At 63.0% G+C, this 25,077-nt stretch carries 27 protein-coding genes; 12 read left to right on the top strand and 15 right to left on the bottom strand.

Going from position 1 to position 25,077, the window contains the following annotated elements; all coding sequences use genetic code 11:
* Window positions 1-125 precede the first annotated feature (125 nt).
* The 6 genes from F4827_RS08295 to F4827_RS08270 all read left to right on the top strand — a co-directional run bounded on the left by F4827_RS08295 (window position 126) and on the right by F4827_RS08270 (window position 2,916).
* Window positions 126-374 (top strand): hypothetical protein, encoded by a 249-nt coding sequence (locus tag F4827_RS08295; RefSeq protein WP_183723479.1) that lies wholly within the window; start codon window positions 126-128, stop codon window positions 372-374.
* Window positions 371-832: a glycoside hydrolase family protein gene (locus F4827_RS08290; RefSeq protein ID WP_183723478.1), complete on the top strand. Its 462-nt coding sequence runs from the start codon at window positions 371-373 to the stop codon at window positions 830-832. The genes F4827_RS08295 and F4827_RS08290 overlap by 4 nt, the downstream gene beginning before the upstream one ends.
* Window positions 833-910: 78 nt before the next feature.
* Window positions 911-1,393 carry a hypothetical protein gene (locus tag F4827_RS08285; RefSeq protein WP_183723477.1) on the top strand — a complete coding sequence of 161 codons (483 nt, stop codon included), beginning with the start codon at window positions 911-913 and terminating at the stop codon, window positions 1,391-1,393.
* 8 nt (window positions 1,394-1,401) lie between these two features.
* Complete coding sequence (locus tag F4827_RS08280) at window positions 1,402-1,608, top strand: hypothetical protein (RefSeq protein ID WP_183723476.1); 207 nt, start codon at window positions 1,402-1,404, stop codon at window positions 1,606-1,608.
* A 91-nt stretch (window positions 1,609-1,699) separates the two neighbouring features.
* On the top strand, window positions 1,700-2,203 hold the full coding sequence (locus F4827_RS08275; RefSeq protein WP_183723475.1) for a hypothetical protein: 504 nt from the start codon (window positions 1,700-1,702) through the stop codon (window positions 2,201-2,203).
* The gene (locus F4827_RS08270; protein ID WP_183723474.1) at window positions 2,203-2,916 is read left to right on the top strand and encodes a hypothetical protein; all 714 of its coding nucleotides are present in this window, start codon (window positions 2,203-2,205) and stop codon (window positions 2,914-2,916) included. Before F4827_RS08275 ends, F4827_RS08270 begins: the two co-directional genes overlap by 1 nt.
* A gap of 72 nt (window positions 2,917-2,988) precedes the next feature.
* On the opposite strand, the gene F4827_RS08265 is transcribed toward F4827_RS08270, so the two are convergent.
* The 3 genes from F4827_RS08265 to F4827_RS08255 all read right to left on the bottom strand — a co-directional run bounded on the left by F4827_RS08265 (window position 2,989) and on the right by F4827_RS08255 (window position 5,292).
* Window positions 2,989-3,642: an RNA polymerase sigma factor gene (locus F4827_RS08265; protein ID WP_260175051.1), complete on the bottom strand. Its 654-nt coding sequence runs from the start codon at window positions 3,640-3,642 to the stop codon at window positions 2,989-2,991.
* Window positions 3,643-3,897: 255 nt separating this feature from the next.
* Window positions 3,898-4,206, bottom strand: a complete 309-nt coding sequence (locus F4827_RS08260) for a YXWGXW repeat-containing protein (protein ID WP_183723473.1) — start codon at window positions 4,204-4,206, stop codon at window positions 3,898-3,900.
* Between the two features lie 117 nt (window positions 4,207-4,323).
* The gene (locus tag F4827_RS08255) at window positions 4,324-5,292 is read right to left on the bottom strand and encodes a LysR family transcriptional regulator (protein WP_183723472.1); all 969 of its coding nucleotides are present in this window, start codon (window positions 5,290-5,292) and stop codon (window positions 4,324-4,326) included.
* Window positions 5,293-5,390: 98 nt separating this feature from the next.
* Between F4827_RS08255 and F4827_RS08250 the strand changes: the two genes are divergently transcribed.
* From F4827_RS08250 to F4827_RS08240, 3 genes are all read left to right on the top strand, one after another.
* Window positions 5,391-6,317 (top strand): carbon-nitrogen hydrolase family protein, encoded by a 927-nt coding sequence (locus F4827_RS08250; protein WP_183723471.1) that lies wholly within the window; start codon window positions 5,391-5,393, stop codon window positions 6,315-6,317.
* A gap of 227 nt (window positions 6,318-6,544) precedes the next feature.
* Complete coding sequence (locus F4827_RS08245) at window positions 6,545-8,098, top strand: DHA2 family efflux MFS transporter permease subunit (RefSeq protein WP_183723470.1); 1,554 nt, start codon at window positions 6,545-6,547, stop codon at window positions 8,096-8,098.
* Window positions 8,099-8,676: 578 nt separating this feature from the next.
* Entirely contained in the window at window positions 8,677-9,843 is a 1,167-nt protein-coding gene (locus F4827_RS08240) for a porin (RefSeq protein ID WP_183723469.1), read from the top strand.
* A gap of 170 nt (window positions 9,844-10,013) precedes the next feature.
* On the opposite strand, the gene F4827_RS08235 is transcribed toward F4827_RS08240, so the two are convergent.
* A complete protein-coding gene (locus F4827_RS08235; protein WP_183723468.1) occupies window positions 10,014-11,198 on the bottom strand; it encodes a polysaccharide pyruvyl transferase family protein in 1,185 nt (394 codons plus the stop codon).
* Between the two features lie 105 nt (window positions 11,199-11,303).
* On the opposite strand from F4827_RS08235, the gene F4827_RS08230 reads away from it, so the two are divergent.
* Window positions 11,304-11,702 carry a PPC domain-containing DNA-binding protein gene (locus F4827_RS08230; RefSeq protein WP_183723467.1) on the top strand — a complete coding sequence of 133 codons (399 nt, stop codon included), beginning with the start codon at window positions 11,304-11,306 and terminating at the stop codon, window positions 11,700-11,702.
* Between the two features lie 91 nt (window positions 11,703-11,793).
* On the opposite strand, the gene F4827_RS08225 is transcribed toward F4827_RS08230, so the two are convergent.
* The 9 genes from F4827_RS08225 to F4827_RS08185 all read right to left on the bottom strand — a co-directional run bounded on the left by F4827_RS08225 (window position 11,794) and on the right by F4827_RS08185 (window position 19,408).
* On the bottom strand, window positions 11,794-12,966 hold the full coding sequence (locus tag F4827_RS08225) for a porin (RefSeq protein ID WP_183723466.1): 1,173 nt from the start codon (window positions 12,964-12,966) through the stop codon (window positions 11,794-11,796).
* A gap of 345 nt (window positions 12,967-13,311) precedes the next feature.
* Entirely contained in the window at window positions 13,312-13,488 is a 177-nt protein-coding gene (locus F4827_RS08220) for a DUF1328 domain-containing protein (RefSeq protein WP_183723465.1), read from the bottom strand.
* A gap of 233 nt (window positions 13,489-13,721) precedes the next feature.
* Complete coding sequence (locus F4827_RS08215; protein ID WP_183723464.1) at window positions 13,722-14,018, bottom strand: YciI family protein; 297 nt, start codon at window positions 14,016-14,018, stop codon at window positions 13,722-13,724.
* A 21-nt stretch (window positions 14,019-14,039) separates the two neighbouring features.
* Entirely contained in the window at window positions 14,040-14,324 is a 285-nt protein-coding gene (gene catC, locus F4827_RS08210; protein WP_027819040.1) for a muconolactone Delta-isomerase, read from the bottom strand.
* 39 nt (window positions 14,325-14,363) lie between these two features.
* Entirely contained in the window at window positions 14,364-15,689 is a 1,326-nt protein-coding gene (locus F4827_RS08205; RefSeq protein WP_183723463.1) for a short-chain fatty acid transporter, read from the bottom strand.
* A 75-nt stretch (window positions 15,690-15,764) separates the two neighbouring features.
* The gene (locus F4827_RS08200) at window positions 15,765-16,724 is read right to left on the bottom strand and encodes a 3-hydroxyacyl-CoA dehydrogenase (RefSeq protein ID WP_260175049.1); all 960 of its coding nucleotides are present in this window, start codon (window positions 16,722-16,724) and stop codon (window positions 15,765-15,767) included.
* Between the two features lie 2 nt (window positions 16,725-16,726).
* The gene (locus F4827_RS08195) at window positions 16,727-17,428 is read right to left on the bottom strand and encodes an SDR family oxidoreductase (protein WP_183723461.1); all 702 of its coding nucleotides are present in this window, start codon (window positions 17,426-17,428) and stop codon (window positions 16,727-16,729) included.
* 75 nt (window positions 17,429-17,503) lie between these two features.
* Complete coding sequence (locus tag F4827_RS08190) at window positions 17,504-18,556, bottom strand: cyclase family protein (protein WP_183723730.1); 1,053 nt, start codon at window positions 18,554-18,556, stop codon at window positions 17,504-17,506.
* A gap of 108 nt (window positions 18,557-18,664) precedes the next feature.
* Window positions 18,665-19,408 carry an IclR family transcriptional regulator gene (locus tag F4827_RS08185; protein ID WP_183723460.1) on the bottom strand — a complete coding sequence of 248 codons (744 nt, stop codon included), beginning with the start codon at window positions 19,406-19,408 and terminating at the stop codon, window positions 18,665-18,667.
* A gap of 315 nt (window positions 19,409-19,723) precedes the next feature.
* Here F4827_RS08185 and F4827_RS08180 point away from each other — a divergent pair, with 315 nt between their 5' ends.
* The gene (locus tag F4827_RS08180; RefSeq protein WP_221303631.1) at window positions 19,724-21,046 is read left to right on the top strand and encodes an MFS transporter; all 1,323 of its coding nucleotides are present in this window, start codon (window positions 19,724-19,726) and stop codon (window positions 21,044-21,046) included.
* 78 nt (window positions 21,047-21,124) lie between these two features.
* Here the strand turns inward: F4827_RS08180 and F4827_RS08175 are convergent, their stop codons facing one another.
* Together F4827_RS08175 and F4827_RS08170 are read right to left on the bottom strand one after the other, a co-directional pair.
* On the bottom strand, window positions 21,125-21,427 hold the full coding sequence (locus tag F4827_RS08175) for an addiction module antidote protein (RefSeq protein ID WP_183723458.1): 303 nt from the start codon (window positions 21,425-21,427) through the stop codon (window positions 21,125-21,127).
* A 69-nt stretch (window positions 21,428-21,496) separates the two neighbouring features.
* Entirely contained in the window at window positions 21,497-22,411 is a 915-nt protein-coding gene (locus F4827_RS08170; protein ID WP_221303642.1) for a LysR substrate-binding domain-containing protein, read from the bottom strand.
* A gap of 263 nt (window positions 22,412-22,674) precedes the next feature.
* Between F4827_RS08170 and F4827_RS08165 the strand changes: the two genes are divergently transcribed.
* Entirely contained in the window at window positions 22,675-24,960 is a 2,286-nt protein-coding gene (locus F4827_RS08165; RefSeq protein ID WP_183723456.1) for an NADP-dependent malic enzyme, read from the top strand.
* Window positions 24,961-25,077: the final 117 nt, after the last annotated feature.

Here is a 25,077-nt window from a genome sequence, read left to right as displayed (position 1 = left end):
TAGGGCGGCTTTTTTTATTCCGGCCGCCGTCGCAGCGGTCGCTCTCTCCGGGGATCTCTTTGAGCCACGAACTGATCGATAGGCGCGCTGCAGACCAACAGTGGCGCCTCGAAATGGAGTCCCGCATGACGAACTTCGAGCAGTACATGGCGGAAAACAAGCTTGAGATGGCGAACAACACAGCGGTCACGCTGCGCGTCGAATCAAACACGAAAGAGCTCGTCGAGCTTCTGAAGATGGCGAAGAGCGGCATCAGCTTCTTCACGGCGACGGGGCGTGTGGTGCGCAAGGCCGTCATCTGGTTCGGCCCGTTCATCACTATCGCCGCTGCGATCTGGGCGCTCTTGCATGGCCGCTGGCCGGGGGAATCATGATTCTGACGCTTCTCTATACGGAGTTGCGCCGAGATGAGGGCGTGCGCACCGTGCCCTACAAAGACACCACAGGGAATCTGACAGTCGGCGTGGGCCACAACCTCACCGCGTCACCGCTGCCAGCGGGTTGGACCTACCCGTTGTCGCAGGCGCAGATCACGCAGCTCCTGATCACGGACGTGGCCAATACGATCGCGCAGTTGAACGCGAGCGCGAAGTGGTGGGGAACGCTCTGCGAGGTGCGCCAGCGTGTTGTCGCAAACATGGCCTTCAATCTGGGCATCACCAAGTTTCTGGGCTTCGAGAAGGCGATTTCCGCGATGAAAGAAGGCGCATGGGACGTGGCCGCTGACGAGATGCAGAACTCGCTGTGGTTCAAGCAGGTAGGTGATCGCGCTGTGCGGTTGTGCCAGGCAATGCGCACCGGCGTTATGCCGGTTGCATCAGGTGTAGCGTAAGAAATTCCTCACACGCATATTTCCACTTTATGCGTGACAAACATACGCCGCATTGAGCGGCTTTTTTCGTTTACGGCCATGACTGTCGAGCAGATCCACGAAGAGAAAGAAACCCTTTCCGTCGAAGTGAACATCCCCGGCCACGAGCCGCGCAAGACGACCGCGCTGTTCGAGCGCTCGCGCAAGCAACTGCTCGCGCGCGACGGCGCGCGTTGCTTCGTCTGCAACGCAACGGCTGAAGAATCGGGCCATCCGCTCGAGGCGCACCACCACCCGATCGAGCGCTGCTTCGCCGAGATGATCGACTGGGAGCACTTCAAGCGCGACGCTCTCGCGGGCTTCTGGGGCGAGTCGATCCGCTCGTTTGATTGGGCGTCATTCACGCACTGGGAGCAGTTCGTCGACGACATGACTGTCAACGGCCTGCTGCTCTGCAAAGCGCATCACACCGGGAAAGACGAGGGCATTCACGCGCTGCCGTTCCCGATCTATATCGCCCAGAAATATGGGCGCGACGGGTATCAGTTTTCGCCCGTCGAAGTTATCCACCACGAAAAGTAGGAGCAAAGATGAATCAGACATCCAGCATCGTCACCGGCGGCATCACGATCAGCGCGGCGACGGTCGAGCCGGTCGTGAGTTGGGCGCTTGGCGCGATCACGCACGCGCCGGTTCCCGCGAGTGTCTCAGCGCTCGTCACCGGCCTGATCTGCGTCGCAGTCCACGCGGCAATCAACCGTATTGCCTCGCGCGCCGCCGCGACGCCGGCGCAGTAACCACCTCGCATCACCCGCTCCACGCATCACCCGCTCCACGCAGCACCCATCATCGCCGCGCCCGCGGCACATCTCTCGAAGGTAATCCACCATGAAGAAGATCATTGCCGCAATCGCGGCAGGCCTCGCTGCGCTCGCGATTTCGGGTTGCGCCGTTCCCGGATCCACGTCGACCACGGCTGTTTCTCCGGTCGTCGCCGCACAGCAGGCGGCAGAGAAGTTCCAGGCAGCTGTTACGGCCGCCTGTAACGTCATCCAGCCGACGATTCAGCCGTTCGCGATCATTCTCAATGCGTCGCCCGGCTTCTCGACGTTCAATGGCGATCTCACGCTCGCTTGCACGATCAACTCGACGCTCGATCTGACGTCGATCAACAGCATCATCGACTCGTCGACGACGGCCGCGCAGACCGCAGTGGGTGGCATCTCGTCGCTCAACTCGACCGACCAGGCGCTGATCAAGGCGGCGATCGGCGCGTTCCAGGGCTCGCTCAAGAACGCACTCGCGCAGTACAAGGCGACCGTGGCCGCAGCGGCAGCGTCGGCAGCATCGACCGCGACGGCTGCCTCCGCGCCAGTTGCCGCGAGCCAGTAATGGACTTCGCGGCTATTCTTGCCGCGGCGCGCCGTGCCGATGCGGCTTATGTCATCGACGCGGCGCAGTCGCGCGCGGCATTTGAAGCGCTCGGGCTGCACTGGATCGGGCACTTCAAGGACGGCGACAGCCAGGCGGTGCTGTCGAGCGATGCGGCTGGCATCTATCTGTCGATCAGTGGCACGCGCTTCAGCGCGGGCAAGCTAGGCGATCTGATGGATGACATCGACACGCGCCCGGTTGCGCTAGGCGGCGGGGTCGAGGTGACACGCGGCGCGTTCGACGGCTGCGCGGACATCTGGGCATGGGCGAAGGCGCAGGTGCCGAGCGGCACGGTCTTCAATGTCGAAGGGCATTCTCTGGGCGGCTGGCGCGCGACGTACACGCCGCTGTTCCTTCCGGCCTCGCAGATCGGCGCGCTGCATGCATTCGAGCCACCGAAGGGCGCAAACCTCGCTTATTACCAGACGTACGCCTGCCAGCTCGCGCGCCTTGTCATCGTCGGGAACGGAGCGGATTGCTGGTTCGGGTATCCACGGCTGGATGGCCGATGGATTCACCGGCCCGGCGAGATGCTGCACCTGCTGCCGAACGGCCATCGCATCATCGATACGGCGGCGTGGCCAGGCGGTCTCGATCTCGGCGACCATGACATTGATCTCGTCGTTAGCCGTCTCGCGGCTATTGTCGCAAAGCCTACGGCAGCGGTTTAACAGCCTCTAAGCTGTATTTTGTATTTACAGCCTAGAGGCTGTGCGAACAGCGTTAGATGGGGAAAATTTTTTCTAATATTTCCCCATCGCCTTCCCGCAAAGCCCCGTCAAATCGTACCTGTTTTTTTCGAAAAATATTAGAAGCGAATCTTCTGCGCGCCTTGCGTGGCAAAGCTTCCATGCGTATAAGGCAACTTGATAATAAGTGAGCACGAGGGCTTCGCGTTGGCGTACCGGCAACGCGGCCAGCGCGTCGCGCACGCGGGCGTCGCGCGAACGCGATTCGAAGCGCTCGTCGGGGCGCGCGGCGGGATCGGCTTCTTCGTTCAAGGCGCTTGCGTCGGGCGCGAGTGTTTCACGATGGCCGCGCAGGCGGTCATAGCAGAGATTGAGCGCGACGCGATGCAGCCACGTGTCGAATTTCGCTTCGCCGGTGCGCCAGTGCGGCGCCTGTTTCCAGATACGCATGAACGCCTCCTGGGCCACGTCCTCGGCTTCCATGCGGTCGCTCAGCATGCGCGTCGCGAGCGCGAGCAGGCGCGGCAGCTTGTTCAGGACGAGCGAGCGCACCGCGCCCGCATCGCGCGCGCCAACGCGGGCAATCAGGTTCGCGTCGGGGTCCGCTTTGGCGTGGGCTTTGGCGTCGGCTTTTGCATCGATCTCGGGCGCCCGCGCCGTATTCGACGCAAGCCCGCGCGCGGACTCGTGTTCCCGACCGTCGTTCAAGGCGCGGTCCGGTTGTGGCGGTTGCGGCGCGGGCGCAGCCGTGCGGGTCTCATCGTCGTGCCCTCCCAGGGCCTGCGTCGGTTCGCGCCGCGCCGCCGTGAGGGCGGTGTCGGCCGGTTCGCTGGCGTTCAATATACGACGACCGCGGGCCGGTAATACGCAGGGCGCGCGGGTTCGACGATGCAGCCCGTGAGGACGGCCGCGGCCAGCGCGATGATCAGCAGTGTCTTCATGATTGCCGCCTTGTCTGCCGGATCAGGCCCAATGGCCCGGCACCCAGCGCCAGTTCGGCCCGTGCTCGATCCAGTGGCCGGGGATCCAGCGGTGGCCCACGCGTACCGGCTGCCAGTGGCCTGGCGCCCACACATAGGCGCCGTGGTCCCAGCGCCAATGGCCGGGGTCCCAGGCGTAGCCCGCGCGCGACGGCGGCACGGTTTCGACGCGCGGCGGCGGCGGCGCGTTCGGCGCGATGATGACGGTCTGGGCGATGGCGCTGCCGCCTGCGAGCGCCAACGTGGCGGCGACGAGCAGCGACCGGAAAGACTGAAGCGGTGTGCGAAACATGAAACCCTCCCGTTGTTGTTGACGGGTGCACGGTGCTGCCGTGGCAGTCCGTGCGTCCTTGTCATCCTTGAACGGGTGGGGCGGGCAAAATCCGTCGCGCTCCGGCGAAATATTTTTTCAGGCGCGCGGCGCGTTCAGTAAATCGGAGCAGGCGGCAATGGCGTCACGTACGCGGGCCACGGCGGCGTCGCGCAGCGCATTGGCGCGCCAGCCCAGCTCGATCGGATAAGCGGGCAGCGCGAGCGGGCATTCGACCAGCCGCAGGCCGGTGAGCGCCGCAATCGCACTGGCGGCGTGGCGCGGAATCGTAGCGACGGCCCCGGTGCCCTTGAGCAGATGCGGAAGCGCGGCGAAGTGGGTGGTCGACGCAATCACTGTGCGCTTCAGGCCTTGCGCGGCCAGCGCTTCGTCGACGATGCCGACCACGCCGCCCGAGGACACCAGAATATGCCCGCGCGCCACGAAATCTTCGAGCAGGAGCGCGCTGTTGCTCTCACTGTTGCCCGCGCCCAGGCCCTTAGTAAGGCCCTCGCGCGGCAGCGTGGCCGCATCGACGAGACACGCATAGTCGCCCTGACCGAGCGATTGATGGCTGAGCCCGCGCGCGCCAAAGCCGCCCGCCGCGATAGCCAGATCGATATCCTGGCTGGCCAGGCTGTCGCTCACGATCTGGCTGTAAGTCTGCCGAAAGATCACGCGCAGCCCCGGCGCATGCCGTGCCACCTGCGCGATGATGGGCTGGCCCAGCGCCAGTTCGAAATCGTCCGATAGGCCGATGGCGACAGCCCGCCCGAGAAAGCTGGCCGGATGCGGCGAAGCGATGGCCAGGCTCTGGCGCACGCGGTCGAGCGCCCCGGTGACGACGGGCTTGAGTTCGCGCGCCCGGGCCGTCGGCGCGAGGCCGCGGCCGGTGGGTGTGAACAGACGGTCGTCGTAGAGTACGCGCAGACGCTTGAGCGCGGCGCTCACGGCCGACTGCGTCATGTCCAGCCGGATCGCGGCGCGGCTCGCGCCGCCTTCTTCGAACAGGGCTTCGAAGATCTTCAGCAGATTCAGATCGACGCCGGAGATATCACTGGCATGCATAGCAGAAAGTGGCGGCGCGCGTGGGCGCGAGGTTTTGACCCCGCCATGATACGGATTCGCCGCGTTGCGCGGAAAACCCAGGATCACGGAGAACCCCCATGCCGAAATCGACTGTCGCCGCATTGCAGATCGGCTCGCTGCCGCAAGGCAAGGCCGCCACGCTGGACCATATTCTCTCGTTCGAAGCGGCTATCCGCGCTTCGGGCGCCGCGCTCGTCGTCATGCCCGAGGCGGTGCTGGGCGGCTATCCGAAGGGCGAAATTTTCGGCACGCGTCTGGGCTACCGTTTGCCCGAAGGACGCGAGGCCTTCGCGCGTTACTACGAGAACGCCATCGACGTGCCGGGTCCCGAAACCGAGGCGCTCGGCGCGCTGGCCGCGCGTTGCGAAGCGTCGATCGTGATCGGCGTGATCGAGCGCGCGGGCAGTTCGCTGTTTTGCACGGCGTTGTTCTTCGATCCGCGCGAAGGGCTGGTGGCGAAGCATCGCAAGCTCATGCCCACCGGCACCGAACGCCTGATCTGGGGGCAGGGCGACGGCTCCACGCTGCCGGTGGTGCAGACCGGCGCGGGCGTCGCGGGCGCGGCGATCTGCTGGGAAAATCATATGCCGCTGCTGCGCACGGCCATGTACGCCAAGGGAGTGCAGATCTGGTGCGCGCCGACTGTCGATGAACGCGAGGTCTGGCAGTGCTCGATGCGCCATATCGCGCACGAAGGGCGTTGCTTCGTCGTGAGCGCATGCCAGGTGCAGCCGTCGCCCGCCGCGCTCGGCATCGAGGTGCCGGGTTGGGACCCCGCGCGTGCGCTCATCAATGGCGGCAGCGTGATCGTCGGGCCGCTCGGCGATATTCTCGCGGGACCGCTGCACGGCGAGACGGGCCTCGTGTGCGCGCAGATCGACACCGACGAACTGGTGCGCGCCCGTTACGACTTCGACGTGGTGGGCCACTATGCGCGCCCCGACGTGTTCTCGCTCACCGTGGACGAGCGCGCCAGACGCACGGTGCATTTCAGGGGCGATTGATGCGTTAGCCGCTTACGATGCGAATGATATGAACAACTGATTAATTGGCGGTTTGTAAAAGGCGGTTTGTAAAAGGCGGTTTGTAAAACACAGCGGTTTGCGCGCATTATTGCCGAAGCCGTCAGTGATTGATGCGTGTTTGCACATTGATCTGAGGGCCATGCTCTGTCAGGCTCCCGGGTGGCCCGCGCCAAGCCGCCGGTCCTTGTCCATCACACGCGTATTCCATGTCTGCACCGCAATCCCTCGCCCCGCTCAGCGGCGCCAAGCTCGCCATCGGCACGGTTGCCGTGTCGCTGGCGATGTTCATGAATGTGCTCGATTCGTCGATCGCCAATGTCGCGATCCCGACCATCTCGGGCGACCTCGGCGTGTCTGTCGATGAAGGCACGTGGGTCATCACCATCTTCGCGGCGGCCAATGCCGTCTCCATTCCGCTTACGGGCTGGCTCACGCAGCGCTTTGGCACCGTGAAGCTGTTCGTCAGCTCGATCCTGCTGTTCGTGCTCGCCTCGTGGCTGTGCGGTATCGCGCCAAACCTGCCCACGCTGCTGGGCGCGCGGATTCTGCAAGGCGTGGTGGCGGGGCCGCTGGCGCCGCTTTCGCAGGCGCTGCTGCTTGGCTCGTGGCCCAAACAGAAGTCGTCGACGGCGCTCGCGCTATGGTCGATGACGGCGCTGGTCGGCCCGATCGCCGGACCTTCGCTGGGCGGCTGGATCACCTACGACTACAACTGGTCGTGGATCTTCTATATCAACATTCCCGTGGGCCTGTTCGCCGCCGCGGTCACGTGGGCCATCTATCGCGAACGCGAATCGGCCACGCGCCGCCTGCCGATCGACGGCGTCGGCCTGTTCCTGCTGGTCGTCTGGGTGGCGTCGCTGCAGATCATGCTCGACAAGGGCAAGGATCTCGCATGGTTCGATTCGCCGCTGATCGTGGCGCTGGGCCTGGTCGCCCTGGTGGGCTTCGCGTTCTTTATCGTGTGGGAACTCACGGCCGAAAATCCGGTGGTCGATATTCGCCTCTTCACGCAGCGCAATTTCGCGGGCGGCACGATTTCGATCTCGGTCGCGTACGGCATGTTCTTCGGCACACTGGTGCTGCTGCCGCAGTGGATGCAAGGGTATCTGGGCTATCGCGCTGTGGATTCGGGGCTGGCAACCGCGCCGCTGGGCGTGTTCGCGGTGCTTCTCACGCCCATCATCGGCCGTCTGTTGCCGCGTAGCGACCCGCGCTATATCGCGACGGCCGCTTTCATCGGCTTCGCCGCGGTCTTCATGATGCGCACGCAGTTCTATACCGACGTTTCGCACTGGGACATCGTGCTGCCCACACTGCTGCAAGGCATTCCGATGGCGATGTTCTTCGTGCCGCTCACCTCGATTATTCTTTCGGGTCTGCCGCCCGAAAAAATTCCGGCCGCCGCCGGCTTGTCGAACTTCGCGCGCACGTTCTGCGGCGCGGTGGGGACCTCATTGATCGGCAACGCCTTCAACGACCGCACGATCCTGCACCACGCGCGGCTCACGGAGCAGGCGAGCCCCACCAACCCGGTGTTCACGCAACAGATGGAGACGATGCGCGGCGCGCTGCATCTGGGCGGCGATTCGGCCTATGCGCTGTTCAACAACTCGGTGGATTCACAGGCGGCGGTGATGGGCCTGAATGACATCTTCTATATATCGGCGATCATCTTTATCGCCATCATTCCGCTGATCTGGATTACCCGGCCTTCGCGCAGCGCCGCCGATGCTTCAAGTGCGGCAGGCGCGCATTAATAGCCAGCATTCGCGCCGGCTTTACGACGCTGATTAATGTGCCGTAATCGCGCGTTACGAGTTGTAAATTAACTGGCGGATTTTCCCTGAGCCGGCGTGCCGATTATCGGTGCGCCGGCTTTTGTGTATCTGCGGGCTTGATGGACTCTTTCGGGATGTTTTCGAGACATCGCACGGCCCAAATAAAAATGGGGTGACCGCAGACTCGGCCACCCCACTAGTCCTTGGTAACTGTTCCGGAGTTACCTCAGACGGCGGAATATTAGCACGGGTATTGCGTCCTAATTGAGCTTGTTTTGACAATAATCAAGTTCTCTAAGTGGACTGTGGCGTCGCGTGATTGCCACACGTGTGTGACAGGCAGATGACGATCCCGGCGCGAATTTTCCCTTTTGAGACAAGGTTTTAAGCGCCGAAAGCCCGATATTTCCATATTTCGCAAATATCTGTTCCACCACGTAAATGATCCGTTTTGATGTCTGTGACACTTAAACTTCGCCGGAGATTGCGGGATGAGTCCAATACCCGGATTCATTTCATTGCGGTCTGCAAGTCAAAGCATTCAATTTAGGAAAGTCATGAAGAACACTCTGATCATCGCGGGCGTCCTGAGCGCGTTCGCAGTTTCGGCTCACGCACAAAGCAGCGTCACGCTGTACGGTTCGCTGGATGCGGGTATCGTCTACGCGAACAACGCAGGCGGCCACGCAGCCTGGAACCAGGGCAGCGGCGCCGTGTCCGACACGTACTTCGGCCTGAAGGGCAGCGAAGACCTGGGCGGCGGTCTGCATGCAATCTTCACGTTGGAAAACGGCTTCAACCTGAACAACGGCAAGCAAGCTGAAAGCAACACGATGTTCAACCGCCAGGCGTTCGTCGGTCTGCAAAGCGACCGTTTCGGCACGCTGACGCTCGGCCGCCAGTACGACTCGATGGTTGACTTCCTGTCGCCGCTGTCGGAAGCAGGCGCAGGCTACGGCAACAACCTGTCGGCTCACCCGTTTGACAACGACAACCTCGACCACTCGTTCTCGATCAAGAACTCGGTCAAGTACACGAGCGTCAACTACGCTGGCTTCAAGTTCGGCGGCCTGTACGGCTTCAGCAACGACGCTGGCCAGTTCTCGAACAACCGCGCATGGAGCGTCGGTGCTTCGTACAACAACGGCCCGTTGAACGCCGCTGCTTCGTACCTGCAGATGAACACCTCGGTTGGCCAGTCGAACGCTGCGAGCGGCGCAGTGAACGCAGGCAACAGCACCAACTTCAACCTGACGGCGCAAACGCAGCGCACCATGGGTGCAGGCGTGAACTACACGTACGGCCCGGCAACGGTCGGCTTCGTGTGGACCCACACGCAATACGAAAACCTGCTGGCTGGCTCGCAAAACGGTTCGGCGACGAACTTCACGATCCCGACCGGCACGAACCTGCATCTCGACAACTTCGAGCTGAACGGCCGCTACGCGCTGACCCCGGCCCTGAGCCTGGACGCATCGTACACGTTCACGGACGGCAAGCTGAAGAGCTCGGCTGGTTCGACGGATCCGAAGTGGCAGACGGCTTCGCTGCAAGCTGACTACTCGCTGTCGAAGCGCACCGACGTGTACGTCGAAGGCATCTACCAGCACGCATCGGGCTCGTTCGGCAATGGCCGTGCGAACGTTGCCATGATCAACACGCTGTCGCCGTCGACCTCGCAAAACCAGGTCGCTGCAACGGTTGGTCTGCGTCACCGCTTCTAATCGAAGCCTGACTGCTTCATACGCAAGCTGACAGGCGCGTGCGGCGGATCGGCCGGTTCGTCCGCGCGTCGGCAAGCAGGCGTCACAGCCGGCCCGTCGTGCGAAATGTGCCCACAAGGCATGTTTCGCCGGCGGGCCGGCTGCGTTTTGAGGCCCTGCTTGAAGGGCTTTTATGACATTGACGTTGCGAATGCCGCACGATAGCGGCGTGCCAGATCGTCTGCCGTCTGATGCAGTAATGCGGTATCCGCACGCAATGCGTTGCTGATGGCTGCCGCCAGATCCTCCACATACGCCTTCGCGGCGATCTCTGCCGGCTCCCACGTTGCCGCAAAAGCGGCCTGCTTGGGCGGCTGCAATACTTCCTCTCTGTGCGCGATGTTCACGCGTGGCCGCGCGAACGCCATCGCCACGATCCTGCCGTGCAAACTGCTGCCTGCATAGACGCGGCTCGATGCGAGCAACGCGCAGATGTCCCAGATGTTCAGCGAGCCGAATAAAATCGTATTGGCGGCCACGCGTTGCTTCAGGCGCGCGTAAATTGCGAGCTTGTCGTGCCACGGCGCGGCGCCGGCGCGAAACAGCACGATACCGATTCCATATTCCTTGCCCACGCATGCGAGTTCGCGCGCGATGATGTCGAGCGTCGCATCGTCGCCGAAGCTCGTATCGAATTGAATCGCTGCATAGCCTTGCGGGAACGCGTTCGCTATCGCCTGTAGAGGGGCTGTTGTCGCGCGAGTGCGTATAAGCGTGCCGAAGAGTTCCGCCACCATGACTGCGGGATCGGGGATCAGTTGCGCATCGATGCCATGTTCGCGCAGATGGGTTTGAGTGAGCGCGTCGCGCACGCTGACTTCGTCCGCTTGCTTGAGTTTGTCGATGACTTCGTGCTGAAAGGCCTGATCACGGCGATCGAGGCCAGCGCCGCCCATCGCGTGAAAGACCGTGCGTGGTGCGGGCATTGTCGCTTTGGCGAGCACATAGGGCGCACGCGCTGCAATGCCCAGGTGTTCTTTCGACCACGCGAGCGGATCCGCTTTCCACCCAGGTTCCTCAGCAATGAGCCTTTGCACGCGTTCCGGCGGCGCGAGCATCACAGCGGCTTCCCACGCATCGCAGGTCAGGAGTTCGCCGCCTGCGTGAATGAGATCGATGCCTGAATCGCCGGATGCGATCTGGCCGACCGGCATGATTCGATGACCGCCGAATCGGCGTAGATCGCGCGCAGCAAGCCCTGCAAACCGCACCTCGCGCGGCGCAAGCATGCGGGCGAGCACATGGGGAAACAGCAGATCGCCGAAATTGTGGCGATCGAACGCGCCGAACAGGACCACGGGTGCGGCGCGGGACATGGACTTGCCTCGAAACATGCGGGACGCCTTCAATACTACGCTTCTGATTGCACGCCGCCGCCAGCCGCCGTAATCTGATAGTCCCCAACCCAAAAGGAGCCGTTCATGCAGGCGCTACCCCTGAGATTGTCGCCCGGTGACGATCTGCGCGATGCGCTTGGCCGCCTGCTTGCGGCGGGGCCTGTGGAAGCGGCCTATGTGGTGCAGGGGATCGGCAGTCTGAGCGCGGTTGAATTGCGCTACGCGGGCGTTGATGATCCCACCTCGTTGCGCGGCGATTACGAAATTCTCACGCTGGCGGGCTCGCTCTCGTCCGATGGTGCGCATTTGCACATGAGCGTGTCCGATGCACAAGGGCGCGTGCTTGGCGGCCACGTTGCGCATGGCTGCATCGTACGCACCACCGCGGAAGTGCTGGTCATGCTGCTGCCAGGTTTTAGTTTCTCGCGCGAACACGACGCGCAAACGGGCTTTGCTGAACTCGTCGTGCGCAAAGACGCGTAAAACAAAGCGGCGATGCGCCGGTCGCCAGGACCGTTCGCACCGCCGTATTTACCGTTTATTTTTGCCTGATTTCAGGCTCGCGCCCGAATCATCAGAACTTCAGGCGCATGCCTGCCGCCACCACAGCCTGCGTGTTGCTCGACGAAGCCGCGAGGTTGTAGATCGAGGCATTGCCGAGCACGGGGATGCCGTTCGCCCCCGAGACGCGCTGATACACGCCTTCGAGGTACAGGTCGGTGCGCTTCGAGAGCGCGTAGTCAGCCTGCAGCATGAACTGGTTCCAGTGCGGCGAAGCATTGCCAGCCGCGCGGCTCAGCGAACCGTCGGTGTACGTGTACGAACCGCCCAGGCTGAATTGCGGCGTGAGCTGGTAGCGTCCGTTCAATTCGTAGTTGTTGAACGTGAGGTAGTCCGCGTCGAAGGTATTGAGCGAGCCGCCCTGGGCGATTTCCGTGGGCGCAGCGATCATCGTGCGCGTGAACACGACGCCGACCTTGGCCGCGCCAATGGTGTAGCTGCCGCCTGCGCCCAGCGTGCGCGTGCGTGCGGCGACGAACATCGGATCGTTGTCGGTGTTGGTGCCGGCGGACAGCGCGCCGCTCGTGGTCGAACCCGGTTGGTTGCCCTGGAAGTAGGCGACGGCCAGGTTGATCGGGCCGCCGTTCCACGACGCGCCGAACGTGTAGGCGCTGTTCTGGGCGAACTCGCCGCCCGCGTTGCTGAACGCGTAGGCCGCTTCGGCCTGGAAGCCCGAGTAGATCGCGCTGCGGAACTTGATCGCATTGTTCATGCGAACGTCGTTGTTCAGGTTGTCGTTGTCGAACGGGTGATCGGCGATATTGCCGCCGAAGCCCGAGCCGGTCGCCGACATCGGCGCGATCATGTCCACCAGCGCGTCGTACTGACGGCCCAGCGTGACGGTGCCGAATCGATCGCTCGACAGGCCCACCCACGCTTGCCGACCGAATATATAGCCGCCGTTCGAGCCCTTGCCGGTCACGGTCGAGAAGCCGTTTTCAAGGTCGAAGATCGCCTTCAGTCCGCCGCCGAGATCCTCGGCGCCGCGCAGTCCCCAACGGCTCGTGCTGACGTTGCCGGATTGCATGCCATAGGTGGCGCCGTGACCCGACGACGACTTCTGGTTGCTGATGTAGTCGAGCCCCGCGTCGACGGTACCGTACAGGGTCACGCTGCTTTGCGCATGCGCCATCGACGACGCAGCCAGGGTGGCGAGCGCGAGAGTATTCAACAACGCTTTTTTCATGTCGATTCCGTAGTAGAAAGATAAGTCAATCTGTGTCTGGACGAGCGTGTGGTTAGTAGTCCAATACACAAGGTTCGCAGCGATGCAGCAGGAACCTGGAATTTAAGGACATGCAATTACAGGCACATGTCGAAAACGGCCTGCTAAATGAAACCTTGTTTAAGTTTCGGACATGAAAAAATTAAGGACGCGTGATTCACGGGCTTGCGAAAGGACGGCTAAAGGCAAATTGCGCGCTGGCGGACGCAGCGCGGCGCAGGTAAAGCGTGGTATTGCAGGATTATCTGGATGGGTACTGCGCAGGCCGGGCCGGCGCCACCATTGTGGCAGCGCCGGCCCGCACCGCTAATCGACGATCTTCTTCGCCACGAACACCCCGAGCAGAAGGAAGGCAATACACAGGACGAGGAAGATAAAGAACAGGATCTTGGCGATGGCGGCGGCACCCGCGGCGACGCCGGTAAAGCCGAACAGGGCCGCGATGATGGCCACGATAGCAAAGAACAGAGCCATTTTCAGCATTTCGATTCTCTCCTCGCGTGTGAGCGGCGCAAGTGCACGCCGGGACTGGGCTGATTGAAAGCCGCAAGGAGATAGCAAGCGGTGTGCCTGAGGGCGGGCGAAAGTCGGTCTGGCTCATCGTACCGCGCGCGCCCCCCAGACTGCGGTGAAACGGCACGAACGCCAGGCTGCAATCGATGGGGGGATTCGCCGCCCCGCTCGCCGGCTGCGCCGTTCGAGGGAGGACGGGATGCTCAGAGATGGCAAACGCCATCCACGTACGCCTTGCGCCAGCGGACGATGCTCACGCGCTCGAACAGGCCAACCTGCGAGAACGGGTCCTGCGCGATAAACGCCTGGGCTTCCTCGCGTGTCTCGACATCGACGATATAGATGCCGCCGCCCAGGCTCGATCCATCGTCGTTGAGCTTGGCGCCGCAGGCAAGCAACAGCGCTTGATGCTGCGCGAGAAAATCCAGATGCACCTCGCGTTCGCGTGCGCGCACGTGAGCATGGTTGGGCTTGTCGAATGTCTCGATCAGAAATGGCATGGCTAGTGAGGCGATATCAATTCAATTTGGCGCAATCGCAGAAGGATGCTGCGCGAGCGGCGTCACGCTGATCTTCATGAACGGAAACAGCGGCAGCGCGGATAGCAACGTGTGCAGTTCATCGTTCGATTCCACGTCGAACACGCTGTAGTTCGCATACTCGCCCGCGACGCGCCACAGATGACGCCATTTTCCTTCGTGCTGGAGGCGCTGCGAAAAGGCTTTTTCCTCGGCCTTGAGTTTGTCGGCATAAGCGGCGTCGGTGCCGTGTGGAATCTGCACCTGCATGTGCACGAGATAGAGCATGATGAATCTCCGGAAATGTCGTTTCGGGAAAAAGGCGCATCAACCCCAGGCGAGAATCGCGACCGAATAAACGATCCCGATCCAGAACATCATGATGACCGTATAGCCCATGATGTCCTTGAGTTTGAGCTTGGAGAGCGCGAGCGCGGGCAAGATCCAGAACGGCTGCACCAGATCGTTCCACGCATTGCCCAGCATCACGGCCGTGGAAGTGTGGCCAACCGACGCGCCAATCGTCTTCGCCGCCTCGATCATGAACGGCCCTTGAATGACCCAGTGGCCGCCGCCTGAAGGCGCAAAGAAGTTGATGACGAACGAGCTGATCAAACCCCAGAAGGGCAGCGTGGCGGGCGTCGCGACCTTGACGAATGCCTCGGAAAGCGTATTAACCAGGCCTGACGACGCCATGATCGCCATGATGCCCGCGTAGAACGGGTATTGCAGAATGATGCCGCTGATCGTGCGAATGCCTTCGTTGAGCTTCTCAACGTAGCGGATCGGCGTGCCGAGCAGCAGGATGCCGAGGAACAGAATGAAGAAGTTGATGAGATTCAGGTCGATCGAGCCGCCCTGCACGAAATGCAGCGCAACATAAGCCATGCCGATTGCGCCGATCACATAGCTCAGTACACGGCTGTTATTCAGACGGTTGGCGAGCGTCCTGCCTTCGTCCATATCGAGTGCGGGCGCGGCCTTGGGGGCTTCTTCGAGGGCACGGTCGATTTCCTTCACGGGCTGGCCGGCCTTCGGATGCAGCCACGCATTGAGCAGCGGCAGCGTGACGATGGTGACCAGGCTCGTGATAAGCATGGTGGGCGAGAAAATCGTTTCGGATAACGGAATAATGCCCATTTGTGCTTCGAGCGGATGGCCCTTGGTCGAGATCAGCACCGGAATGCTGGCCGAGAGCCCAAGCCCATAAAGCGTAAAGCCGCTATAGGCCGACGCGATAATGAGCGGATAGTGCACGCCCTTCACACGCAGCGCCAGCTTGCGAGCGACGATGCCGCCCACCACCAGGCCGAAGCCCCAGTTCAGATAACTGCCGATGCCGCCCACCAGGGTGGCGACGATGATGGCCATGCGCGGCGAGTCGACATGCGAGACGAGGCGGTTCAGAAAGCGGTCGGTGAGCGGCGCGGTGGCCAGTACATAGCCCATCGCGAGAATCACGGCCATCTGGGTGGTGAACGCGAGCAGCGCCCAGAAGCCCTTGCCCCAACTGGTGGTGAGCGCGGTGACGGCCTGGCCTTGCACGATGACGGCAAGCGCCATCGTGAGCAGGGTGAGGCCGATCGCAAAGACGAAGGGATCGGGCAGATACCGGCGCATCAACTCGGTGAAGAAGGCAGTAACTCGCTGCATGGTTGTGTCTCTTTCAGGTATTAATAGTTCTTGGGTCTCTCTCGCGTCGCGAGCGGGGCGGGTGTGATGGGCGATTCAGTCGTCCGTATGCGTGGCGCTCTTGCGATGCCGCGCGAGTTGCATCAATTGCCGGTCGCGCCAGGACACGCGCGCGTCCCAACGCTCGAGCGGCAAGGCCGCACGGCGCGCGGCTTCCACCTGCGCGACCAGTTCGGGGGTCCAGGGATCGTGCTGGCCGCGCTCCGCGCCCATGCGTTCATACGAGGGCCCCATCTTCCGTGCATGCGAGGCGATGCCGCCGCGCGTGTTCAGATCGACGGTCTCGAACGGCCCGATCACCGACCAGCGCGGCGCAAGGCCTTCGCGCATGACGGTGTCGATATCGTCGACGGAGGCCACGCCGTCGCGCACGAGGCAATACGCTTCGCGCAGCACGGCGCCTTGCAGGCGGTTGAAAATAAAGCCCGTCACTTCCTTCTTCACGCGCACCGGCATGAGGCCCGCTTCGCCATAGAGCGCAATGGCGCGCGTGGTCGCGGCTGCGGAAGTGAAGGGCGCTGGCACGATCTCGACCACGGGCACCAGGTACGGCGGATTGCCCGGATGCGCGACGATGCAGCGCGCGTGGCCCGGCAGGCTTTGATCGACGAATTCCGACGCCGCCAGAAACGACGACGCACTGGCGAGAATCGCCTGCGGCGGCGAATATTTATCCAGTTGTGCGAAGAGTTCGCGCTTGAGTTCGACCTGTTCCGGGGCGCATTCCTGCACGAGATCGGCGTCGATCACCGCGGCTTCCAGCGTATCGACGATCTGCACGCGCGCAGCGATCTGCGCAGGGCTCTCGTCGATCAACGCGAAACGCGCGAGATCGTCCAGACGTAGTGCGATTTCGGCGGGGGCGGCCGCGCGCCGTTGCATGTCGGGATCGAAGAGACGCACGCGCCAGCCCGCCCGCGCAAACACAATCGCGAAGGCTACGCCGATGCTGCCCGCCCCAACGATGCCCGCGTGTCGCAATGCAGTGGGCGTCATCGTCATACTCCCGCCACGCCGACCGTCATGCCTCCGCACACATAAAGCACCTGGCCCGTGACGAAGCCGCTGCGCGCGTCGAGCAGATACGAGGCTGCGTGCGAGATATCGTCGGGCGTGCCCACGCGCCTGACCGGCACGGCGTCGATGATGGCCTGGGTGCGCGGCGCGCCCGGCGGGTTGGCGCGGTCGAACAGTTCGGTGCGGATCGGACCGGGGCCGATGGCGTTCGCGGTGATGCCGTGCACGCCCAGTTCCAGCGCCCAGACGCGCGTCATGCCGATCAGCGCCGCCTTGGTGGCCGAATAGGCGGTGCGCAGCTCTTTGCCCAGCGCCGCGCGCGACGACATATTGACGATGCGCCCAAAGCCCGCCGCTTTCATGCCCGGTAGCAGCGCCTGCATGCATTGCTGCGCGCAGCGCACATTGAGCGCCCACGCCAGTTCGAGCTCTTCGAGGGTTTGATGCGCGGCGTCGTTGGGCACCACGATGCCTACGTTGTTGATGAGGCGCGTGATCGGGCCGTCTGCCAGAGCGCGTTCGAGTGCGGCTGCGGTGGCCTGGGTATCGCTGAGATCGGCGAGAATGCCGTCGCCTGCGCGGTCGATGACGACCGGCTCGTAACCGTCCGCCTCGCAACGTGCCGCGCATGCCGCGCCAATGCCGGCCGCGCCGCCGGTGATCAGAACTCGTTCTTTAGCCATGTCGATGATAGAAAGGATTGCTTATCGAATTCGTGCCAGATTGATTGCTGATTCCGCCTGCAAGCGGGCGACGTTTTAAACCGTCGCGACCGGCGTGACGGGCGAGCCCATCGCACCCGGCAACCGCAGCGGCGGAGCGGTGAGCATGAAGCGCGAGCGTCCATGTTCGCGCAGCCACGCGGCCAGATCGCGCAGATACCAGAGTTCGCCCAGCGGCAGGCCCAGCTTGAACAGGCAGTGATGATGCAGCGGCATCAGCGGATGGTCGCCTGGCGTTGCCGGCGCGCGCGCGGGATAGCGCTCGACTGCATAGTTATCGGCGGCGAGCGCGGCAATGCCGGAATCGCTGATCCATTGCAGCAGCCGTTCGTCGCGGCCATCGAGCGCGCCGCAATGGCTCGCGAGCACCGCTTCGTCCGGCTGTTTATTCATCTCCAGCACCATTTCGGCGAAACCGGTGCGCAGCAGCAGCATGTCGCCGCGCTCGACTTCCACCTTGTCCGCTTCCATCACGCGCATCAGATCGTCATAACCGATCGTGCGGCATTCACGCCCGAAATGCGCGGCGAAATCGATTAGCACGCCGCGTCCTTGCATGCCCTTGACGGCGAGATTTTCGATGCCGAGCACGTCCGCATGGCTGTGCTCGCCGCCGCAGGCGTGCGGTGCAAAGCCGTTTTCCGCGCGATATTCCATCGGACCGACGATGTCGTGATTCGCGCGGTAGCCGTTGTAATAGACACTTTCGGCCACGCCGTCGCCATTGGCGTCGAATCGGGCGCCTACATGGGCGAGCGCATCCCATTGCGTCGAATATTGAAGCGAGAGCAGCACCTGGTCGTCGCTGACGATATCAGTGGCCGAAGGCTCGTTGCGCGCGAACGGGAAATTCACATAAGGCAGGCCGTCGCGAAAGGTGGGACGCAGCACGGGCGGATGGCGGCGCACGTTGAGCTTGCTCTCGCCCGGAAAGTCGAGCGGCAGGGAGAGTGTGAAACTCAATCCCGCGCGAATCTCCTGTGCGCCCTTGAGCACCTGCTCAGTGCCGATGAGGTTGGGCCGGCCCAACTGATCGTCGGGTCCGAAGTCGCCCCAGTTCGAGCCTTCCGGCCGGTTCTTCCAACGCATGCTGTCTTCCTCCACATCGCTTTGCGGCGCGTCTTTCGTGCGCGTCCCCGCCGTCTTTTTCATCGCAAACGCATCTCAAACGCGCTTCAATCGAGCCACAAGCGCGCTTCAAATCGCGAGCAGCGACGGCGGTATCTGCGCATAGACGTCGAGCAGCGCTTGCACGGCTTGCGGTTCGTTTTTCAGCAGACGCGCCTTGGGCGCGCCGATGACGAGCGCAAACGCCTCGCCATGAATCAGGAAACCGCGCGAGAGGCCGGCCACGTCTTCGACGCTCTCGCCCGTGGAGCGATGCCAGCCGTCGATCACGCCTTGCTCGATCTCCCCTTCGAACTTCGCGCGATCCAGCGTGGAGCCATCGGCCGCGAGCGGCAGCGGCTGATTGCTGTCGAGAAACTTCCGGCGTCCCTCAGATCCCAACGCGCCCAGCAACGCCTTGCCGGCCGCGCTCGCGATCGACATGAAGCCGCCCGGCTCGTCGCTGTAGCGGATCTTCTGGCGCGACTGGACTACGTCCAGATAGACCACGCGATTGCCCGCGAGCGTCGCCAGCCCGGCGGTTTCGCCGGTCGCGTCGCGCAGTGCATGCAGCAACGGCTGGAACATCAGCGTGAGCGGATCCTCGCTGCAAATGTCGCGCGCGACGTGCAGCAGACGCTGCGTGGGGTAATAGCCCGCCTTCACGCCCGGCGCGTAGAGGTAGCCCTTGGCCACCATCGTTTGCAGAAGGGCATGACAGCTCGAAAGCGGGATCTCGGTTCGACGCGCAATTTCGCTGTAGATCATCGGTTGCCGCACTTCGGCGAAGAGGTTGATCACGTCGAAGACGCGTACTGCAGTTTTCACATCCATGAGAGCATTATCGACATATCGATAACTCTCTGACAATATGCTTGCGGGTAAACACCTAACTCGCGCGCGGCGCTGTCCAGCCTGAGCGCGCCGAGGACGCGGGTTATCCCTTAATTGACGCTGTGAAACGGGCGCTCCATAGTCCGCACCTTCTGGCTGTCGTTCGATAAATGAAAGCATGTTCGATATTTGAACATTTCACACAGCTTTCATCTGATGTTGAAAGCTGTGTGTTTCTTATCGGAAAGACAGGCGGATTCCCCGTGTTTCGGATGGGAAACACGGCGGTCGAAAACAAAAATCTGGAGACTCACCTTGGCAGCTTCCTCTCTCGACACCCGGCATCGCCAGGCCCGCAAGGCCGGCATCGCCTCGTTCGTCGGCACGACGATCGAGTGGTATGACTTCTACGCCTACAGCACGGCGGCGGCACTCGTGCTCGGCAAGCTGTTCTTCCCGTCGACCAATGCGATGGTCGGCACGCTCGCGGCATTCGCGTCGTTCTGGGTGGGCTTTCTCGCGCGCCCGATCGGCGGCATCGTGTTCGGCCACCTGGGCGACAAGGTGGGCCGCAAGAAGACGCTGATCATCACGCTCATGCTGATGGGCTGCTGCACGACGGCGATGGGTTTGTTGCCCACCTACGGCCAGGTGGGCGTGCTCGCGCCCGTGCTGCTGATTCTGCTGCGTCTTTTGCAGGGGATCGCGATGGGCGGCGAGTGGGGCGGCGCGGTGGTGCTGTCATCGGAACACGCGCCCCGGGGCAAGGAAATCCTGTATTCGGCGTTCGCGCAGCAGGGCTCGCCCGCTGGCAATCTGCTGGCGACCGTGGCGTTTCTCGTGATTTCGACGCTGCCCGACCACGAGTTCATGACTTGGGGCTGGCGCGTGCCGTTCCTGATGTCGGCGTTGCTCGTGATCGTGGGGATGTTGATCCGCATGAGCGTTGACGAATCGCCGGCCATGAAGGAGCTGCAGGCGAAGAACAAGGTGGTGAAGCTGCCGATTGGCGAAGTGCTGCGCCATCACAAGGCGCTGGTGGCGATGGGCGTGGGCGCGTGTGTGATCGCGCTCTCGGCCACTTACTTCAAGACCACGTTCGCCTTGTCGTGGGCGGTAACGTCGATCGGCTTCGATCGCACGCAGTTTCTGAGCGTGATCACCTTCGCCATCGTCGTGCAGCTGATCGTGCAGCCGTTTGGCGCGGTGCTGGCCACGAAGCTCGATCTGCGCAAGGCCATCATTTTCATGCTGGTTCCCGAGATCGTCGCGCTGCCGATCATGTTCTCGCTCATCGCCACGGGCTCGACGAAGCTCGCGATGTTCGGCATGGCGCTGGCGTCGATTCCGCATTCGCTCTACTACGCAGCGATGGCGGGGATGCTGGCGAAGGCGTTTCCGGCGCAGGTGCGTTACACGGGCATTTCGCTCGCGTATCAGATCTGCGGGATGGTGTTTGCGGGCACGACGCCGATTCTCGGGCAGTTCCTGTTAAGCGCGACGGGCAGCATCGTTTCGGTGGTGGCGCTGGGCATTGTGCACGTGCTGATCACGCTGGTGTGCGCGCTAATGCTGGTGTCGCGCATGCAGGGCGAGGCGGTGACGAGCGAGCAGCGTGCGGTGGCGGCGCGGGTTTGAGGCGGTCGCCAATTTCCGTAGCGGCCGCGCAGCTGGATCATGCGAGCGGCCGCTGCGGGATACGGCAGATGCAAGATTTCAGGCGCGTTTGCGGATCGTCTTCGGGATAGTCAGATGCAATCCGAGCGCGCGCACGACCTTCATGATGGTCGCGAATTCGGCGTTGCCGCTTTCGGACAGCGCACGGTAAAGGGCTTCGCGCTTCACGCCCGAGTCGCGCGCCAGCGCCGTCATGCCGCGCGCCTTGGCGACATTGCCGAGCGCGGCCTGAATCAGGCGCGGGTCGCCTTCCTCGAACGCGGCGGCCACGTGATGGCGGATGGTCTTTTCGTCCTTGAGATAGTCCGCGCCATCGAATTCTTTCAGTTCGCTCAGTTTCATTTCAATCCTTGAGTTCGGGCGCGCAGGCATAAAACCGCTTAAAACAGGCGCTGAAATCTACGACGCGCGTTAGCGCCGCGCGGCTTCCGCTTCCGGATACAACTCGCGCAGCGCCTGGCCGAACACGCTATCCACTTCGCGCAGCACGCCCGCGCGCGTGAACAGGGCGATGGGCGGCAGGGTCCAGTCGAAGGTGTACGGCACGATCGCCACGCCCGCGATATGCACGAGTTCTTCGGCGATATCGGCGGGCACGATGGAGACGGCGTTCTCGTTCGCCGCGATCATCTCGCCAATCAGCCGCGAGGTGTAGCTCTCCATGATCGGCACCGGCGGCGCCACGCCCGCATGCAGGAAGAGATCGGCAATCTGCTCGCGGATCGGCGTATTGGGCGCGCCCAGAATCCAGTCGAGTTCCGCGAGCTTCTGCCAGTTCGCCTTGCTGCGTCCGAGTCGCGCGGCCAGACGGCGGCTGGCGATGAGCCGTGGCGTCTGCTGATACAGCACTTCGAAGCGCAATTGCGTGACGTCCACCGTGGCCGAAGCGCGCCCGATCACAAGATCGAGCGTGTGGTCGCGCAGTTGCGGCAGCAGTGCGTCGCTGGTGCCTTCGTGGATCGTCATGGTGACGCGCTGCGGCAGACGCGATTGCGCCAGGCGGATCGCCGCAGCCAGCGTGCGCCCCGAGATGAACGGGATCACACCCACGTGCAGGCGCGTCGCGTGTCCCGCCACCACGGCTTCGATATCGCGCGCGAGGTGGTCGAGGTCGTGCAACATGGCCTGGGCGCGCGTGAGCACCACATTGCCCAGTGGCGTAGGCGTCATGCCGCGCGGCGAGCGCTCGAACAGCGGCGCGCCGAACATGCTCTCCATTTCGGCGAGCGCGTTGGTGACGGCGGGCTGGCTGGTGGCCATGTGTTCCGCCACGCGCGTGAGAGAGCCGTGCTGGCGGATCTGCAGCAGCAGCACCAGATGACGCATTTTGAGGCGCGAATTGAGGCGCCGGGTGACTTCTTCGATACTAAACGACACGATCCGCTTATCCGGGAGACCCGCCGGGCGAGGCCAGGCGGGCTGGGGACGCCCGCGCCGCCCGCCGGGGCGGGATTGGGGGAGGCATCATGAAAAAATAATGGCCCCATACTAAATCAAAATGGGCAGCTTATGACGGCTCTCTAGAATCGCCTCATTCGAACATGACCGCCGCGCCGCCCAGGCGCGGGGCCCATCATCAGAGTGAGCACATGAACCAGACCGAACGCCAGGCCGCCCTCGAATATCACGAATTTCCCACCCCGGGCAAGATCTCGGTGACGGCCAGCAAGCCGCTCGTCACCCAGCGCGACCTCGCGCTCGCCTACACGCCTGGCGTGGCGGTGGCCTGCGAAGAGATCGTCACCGATCCGCAGAACTCGTTCCGCTACACCGCGCGCGGCAATCTGGTGGGCGTGATCACGAACGGTACGGCCGTGCTCGGTCTGGGCAATATCGGCGCGCTGGCTTCGAAGCCGGTGATGGAAGGCAAGGCGGTGCTGTTCAAGAAGTTCGCCGGCATCGACGTGTTCGACATCGAAATCACGGAAAGCGATCCCGACAAGCTCGTCGACATCATCGCCAGCCTCGAAGCCACCTTCGGCGGCATCAATCTGGAAGACATCAAGGCGCCGGACTGCTTCACGGTCGAGCGCAAGCTGCGCGAGCGCATGAAAATTCCGGTCTTCCACGACGATCAGCACGGCACGGCGATTACCGTTTCTGCGGCCTTCCTCAACGGTCTGAAGGTTGTCGGCAAGGACATCACCGAGGTCAAGGTCGTGACCTCGGGCGCGGGCGCGGCGGCGCTGGCCTGTCTGGATCTGATGGTCGATCTGGGCCTGCCGCTCAAGAACATCTGGGTCACGGACCTTGACGGCGTGGTCTATCAAGGCCGCAAGACGCTGATGGACCCGGACAAGGAGCGCTTCGCGCAGGATACGTCGGCGCGCTCGCTCTCCGAAGTGATCGAAGGCGCGGACGTGTTCCTCGGACTGTCGGCCGGCGGCGTGCTCAAAGCCGAAATGGTCAAGAAGATGGCCGACAAGCCGCTGATTCTGGCGCTCGCCAACCCGACGCCGGAAATCTTCCCCGAAGTCGCGCTCGAAGCGCGTCCGGACGCGGTGCTGGCCACGGGCCGTTCGGACTTCCCGAACCAGGTCAACAACGTCCTGTGTTTCCCGTACATTTTCCGCGGCGCACTCGATGTGGGCGCAACCACCATCACGCGTCGCATGGAAATTGCAGCGGTGCACGCGATTGCCGGTCTCGCCGAAGAAGAACTCAATGATTCGGTCGCCGCTGCTTATGGCGCGTACGACCTGCGCTTCGGCCCGAAGTATCTGATTCCGAAGCCGTTCGATTCGCGCCTGATCGTGCGTATCGCCCCGGCGGTGGCCAAGGCCGCGATGGAAGACGGCGTGGCGACGCGGCCGATCGACGACTTCGCCGCCTACACGAACGAACTGCAACAGTTCGTGTACCACTCGGGCGCGTTCATGAAGCCGATTTTCGCGGCCGCCCGCCAGTTCGTGCGCGATGGCGCGAAGTCGCGCATCGTGTTCGCGGAAGGCGAGGAAGAGCGCGTGCTGCGCGCGGTGCAGGTGATCGTCGACGAAAAGCTGGCGCGTCCGATCCTGATCGGCCGTCCGGAAGTGCTGCTCGCCCGTATCGAGAAGTTCGGCCTGCGTCTGAAGCTGGGCGAGGACGTGGAAGTCACCAACCCTGAGTACGACGAACGATTCCATCAATACTGGACCACGTACTGGGAACTGCGTTGCCGCGACGGCATTTCGAAGGAAATGGCGCGTGTGGAAATGCGCCGCCGTCTCACGCTGATTGGCGCGATGATGGTGCGTCTGGGCGACGCCGACGGCATGGTGTGCGGCACGGTGGGCGCGTACCACGACCACCTGCGTTTCGTCGACGAAGCGATCGGCATGCAGCGCAACGCCAAGACCTACGCGGCGATGAACATCCTGCTGCTGGACAAGCGCACGGTGGCGATCGTCGATACCCACATCAACGACAACCCGAACGCCGAGCAGATCGCCGAATTCACGCTGGCTGCTGCGCGCCAGATGGAATGGCTCAATCTGCAGCCGAAGGTGGCGCTGCTGTCGCGCTCGAACTTCGGATCGGGCAGCTCGGCTTCGGGCACGAAGATGCGCGAAGTGCTCAAGCTGGTCAACGAGCAGGCGCCGGATCTGGAAATCGACGGCGAAATGCACGGCGACTGCGCGCTCGACGAAGCGCTGCGCCAGCGCGTCCTGCCGCATTCGCGTCTGCAAGGCTCGGCCAACCTGCTGGTTTGCCCGAACGTGGACTCGGGCAACATCGCCTATAACCTGCTCAAGACGGGCGCGGGCAGCAATGTGGCGGTGGGTCCGTTCCTGCTGGGCGTGAATGCGCCGGTGAACATCCTCACGTCGAGCTCGACGGTGCGACGCATCATCAATATGGCTGCGCTGACGGTGCTGCAGGCCAATCGCGACTAAGCGCGACCTGGCGCAACCACGCGCGACGAAGTTTCTCCGGATAAACCCGGAGTAGAAAGGCGGCGACCCGAAAGGGCGCCGCCTTTTTTGCGTGCGCGAATAGTCGTGCCGCATCGC

Origin of the sequence: Paraburkholderia bannensis (assembly GCF_014200455.1) — a bacterium.
GTDB lineage: Bacteria > Pseudomonadota > Gammaproteobacteria > Burkholderiales > Burkholderiaceae > Paraburkholderia > Paraburkholderia bannensis_A.
Note: the sequence above shows the minus strand (reverse complement) of the source record. Positions and strands in the feature narration are given on the sequence as shown.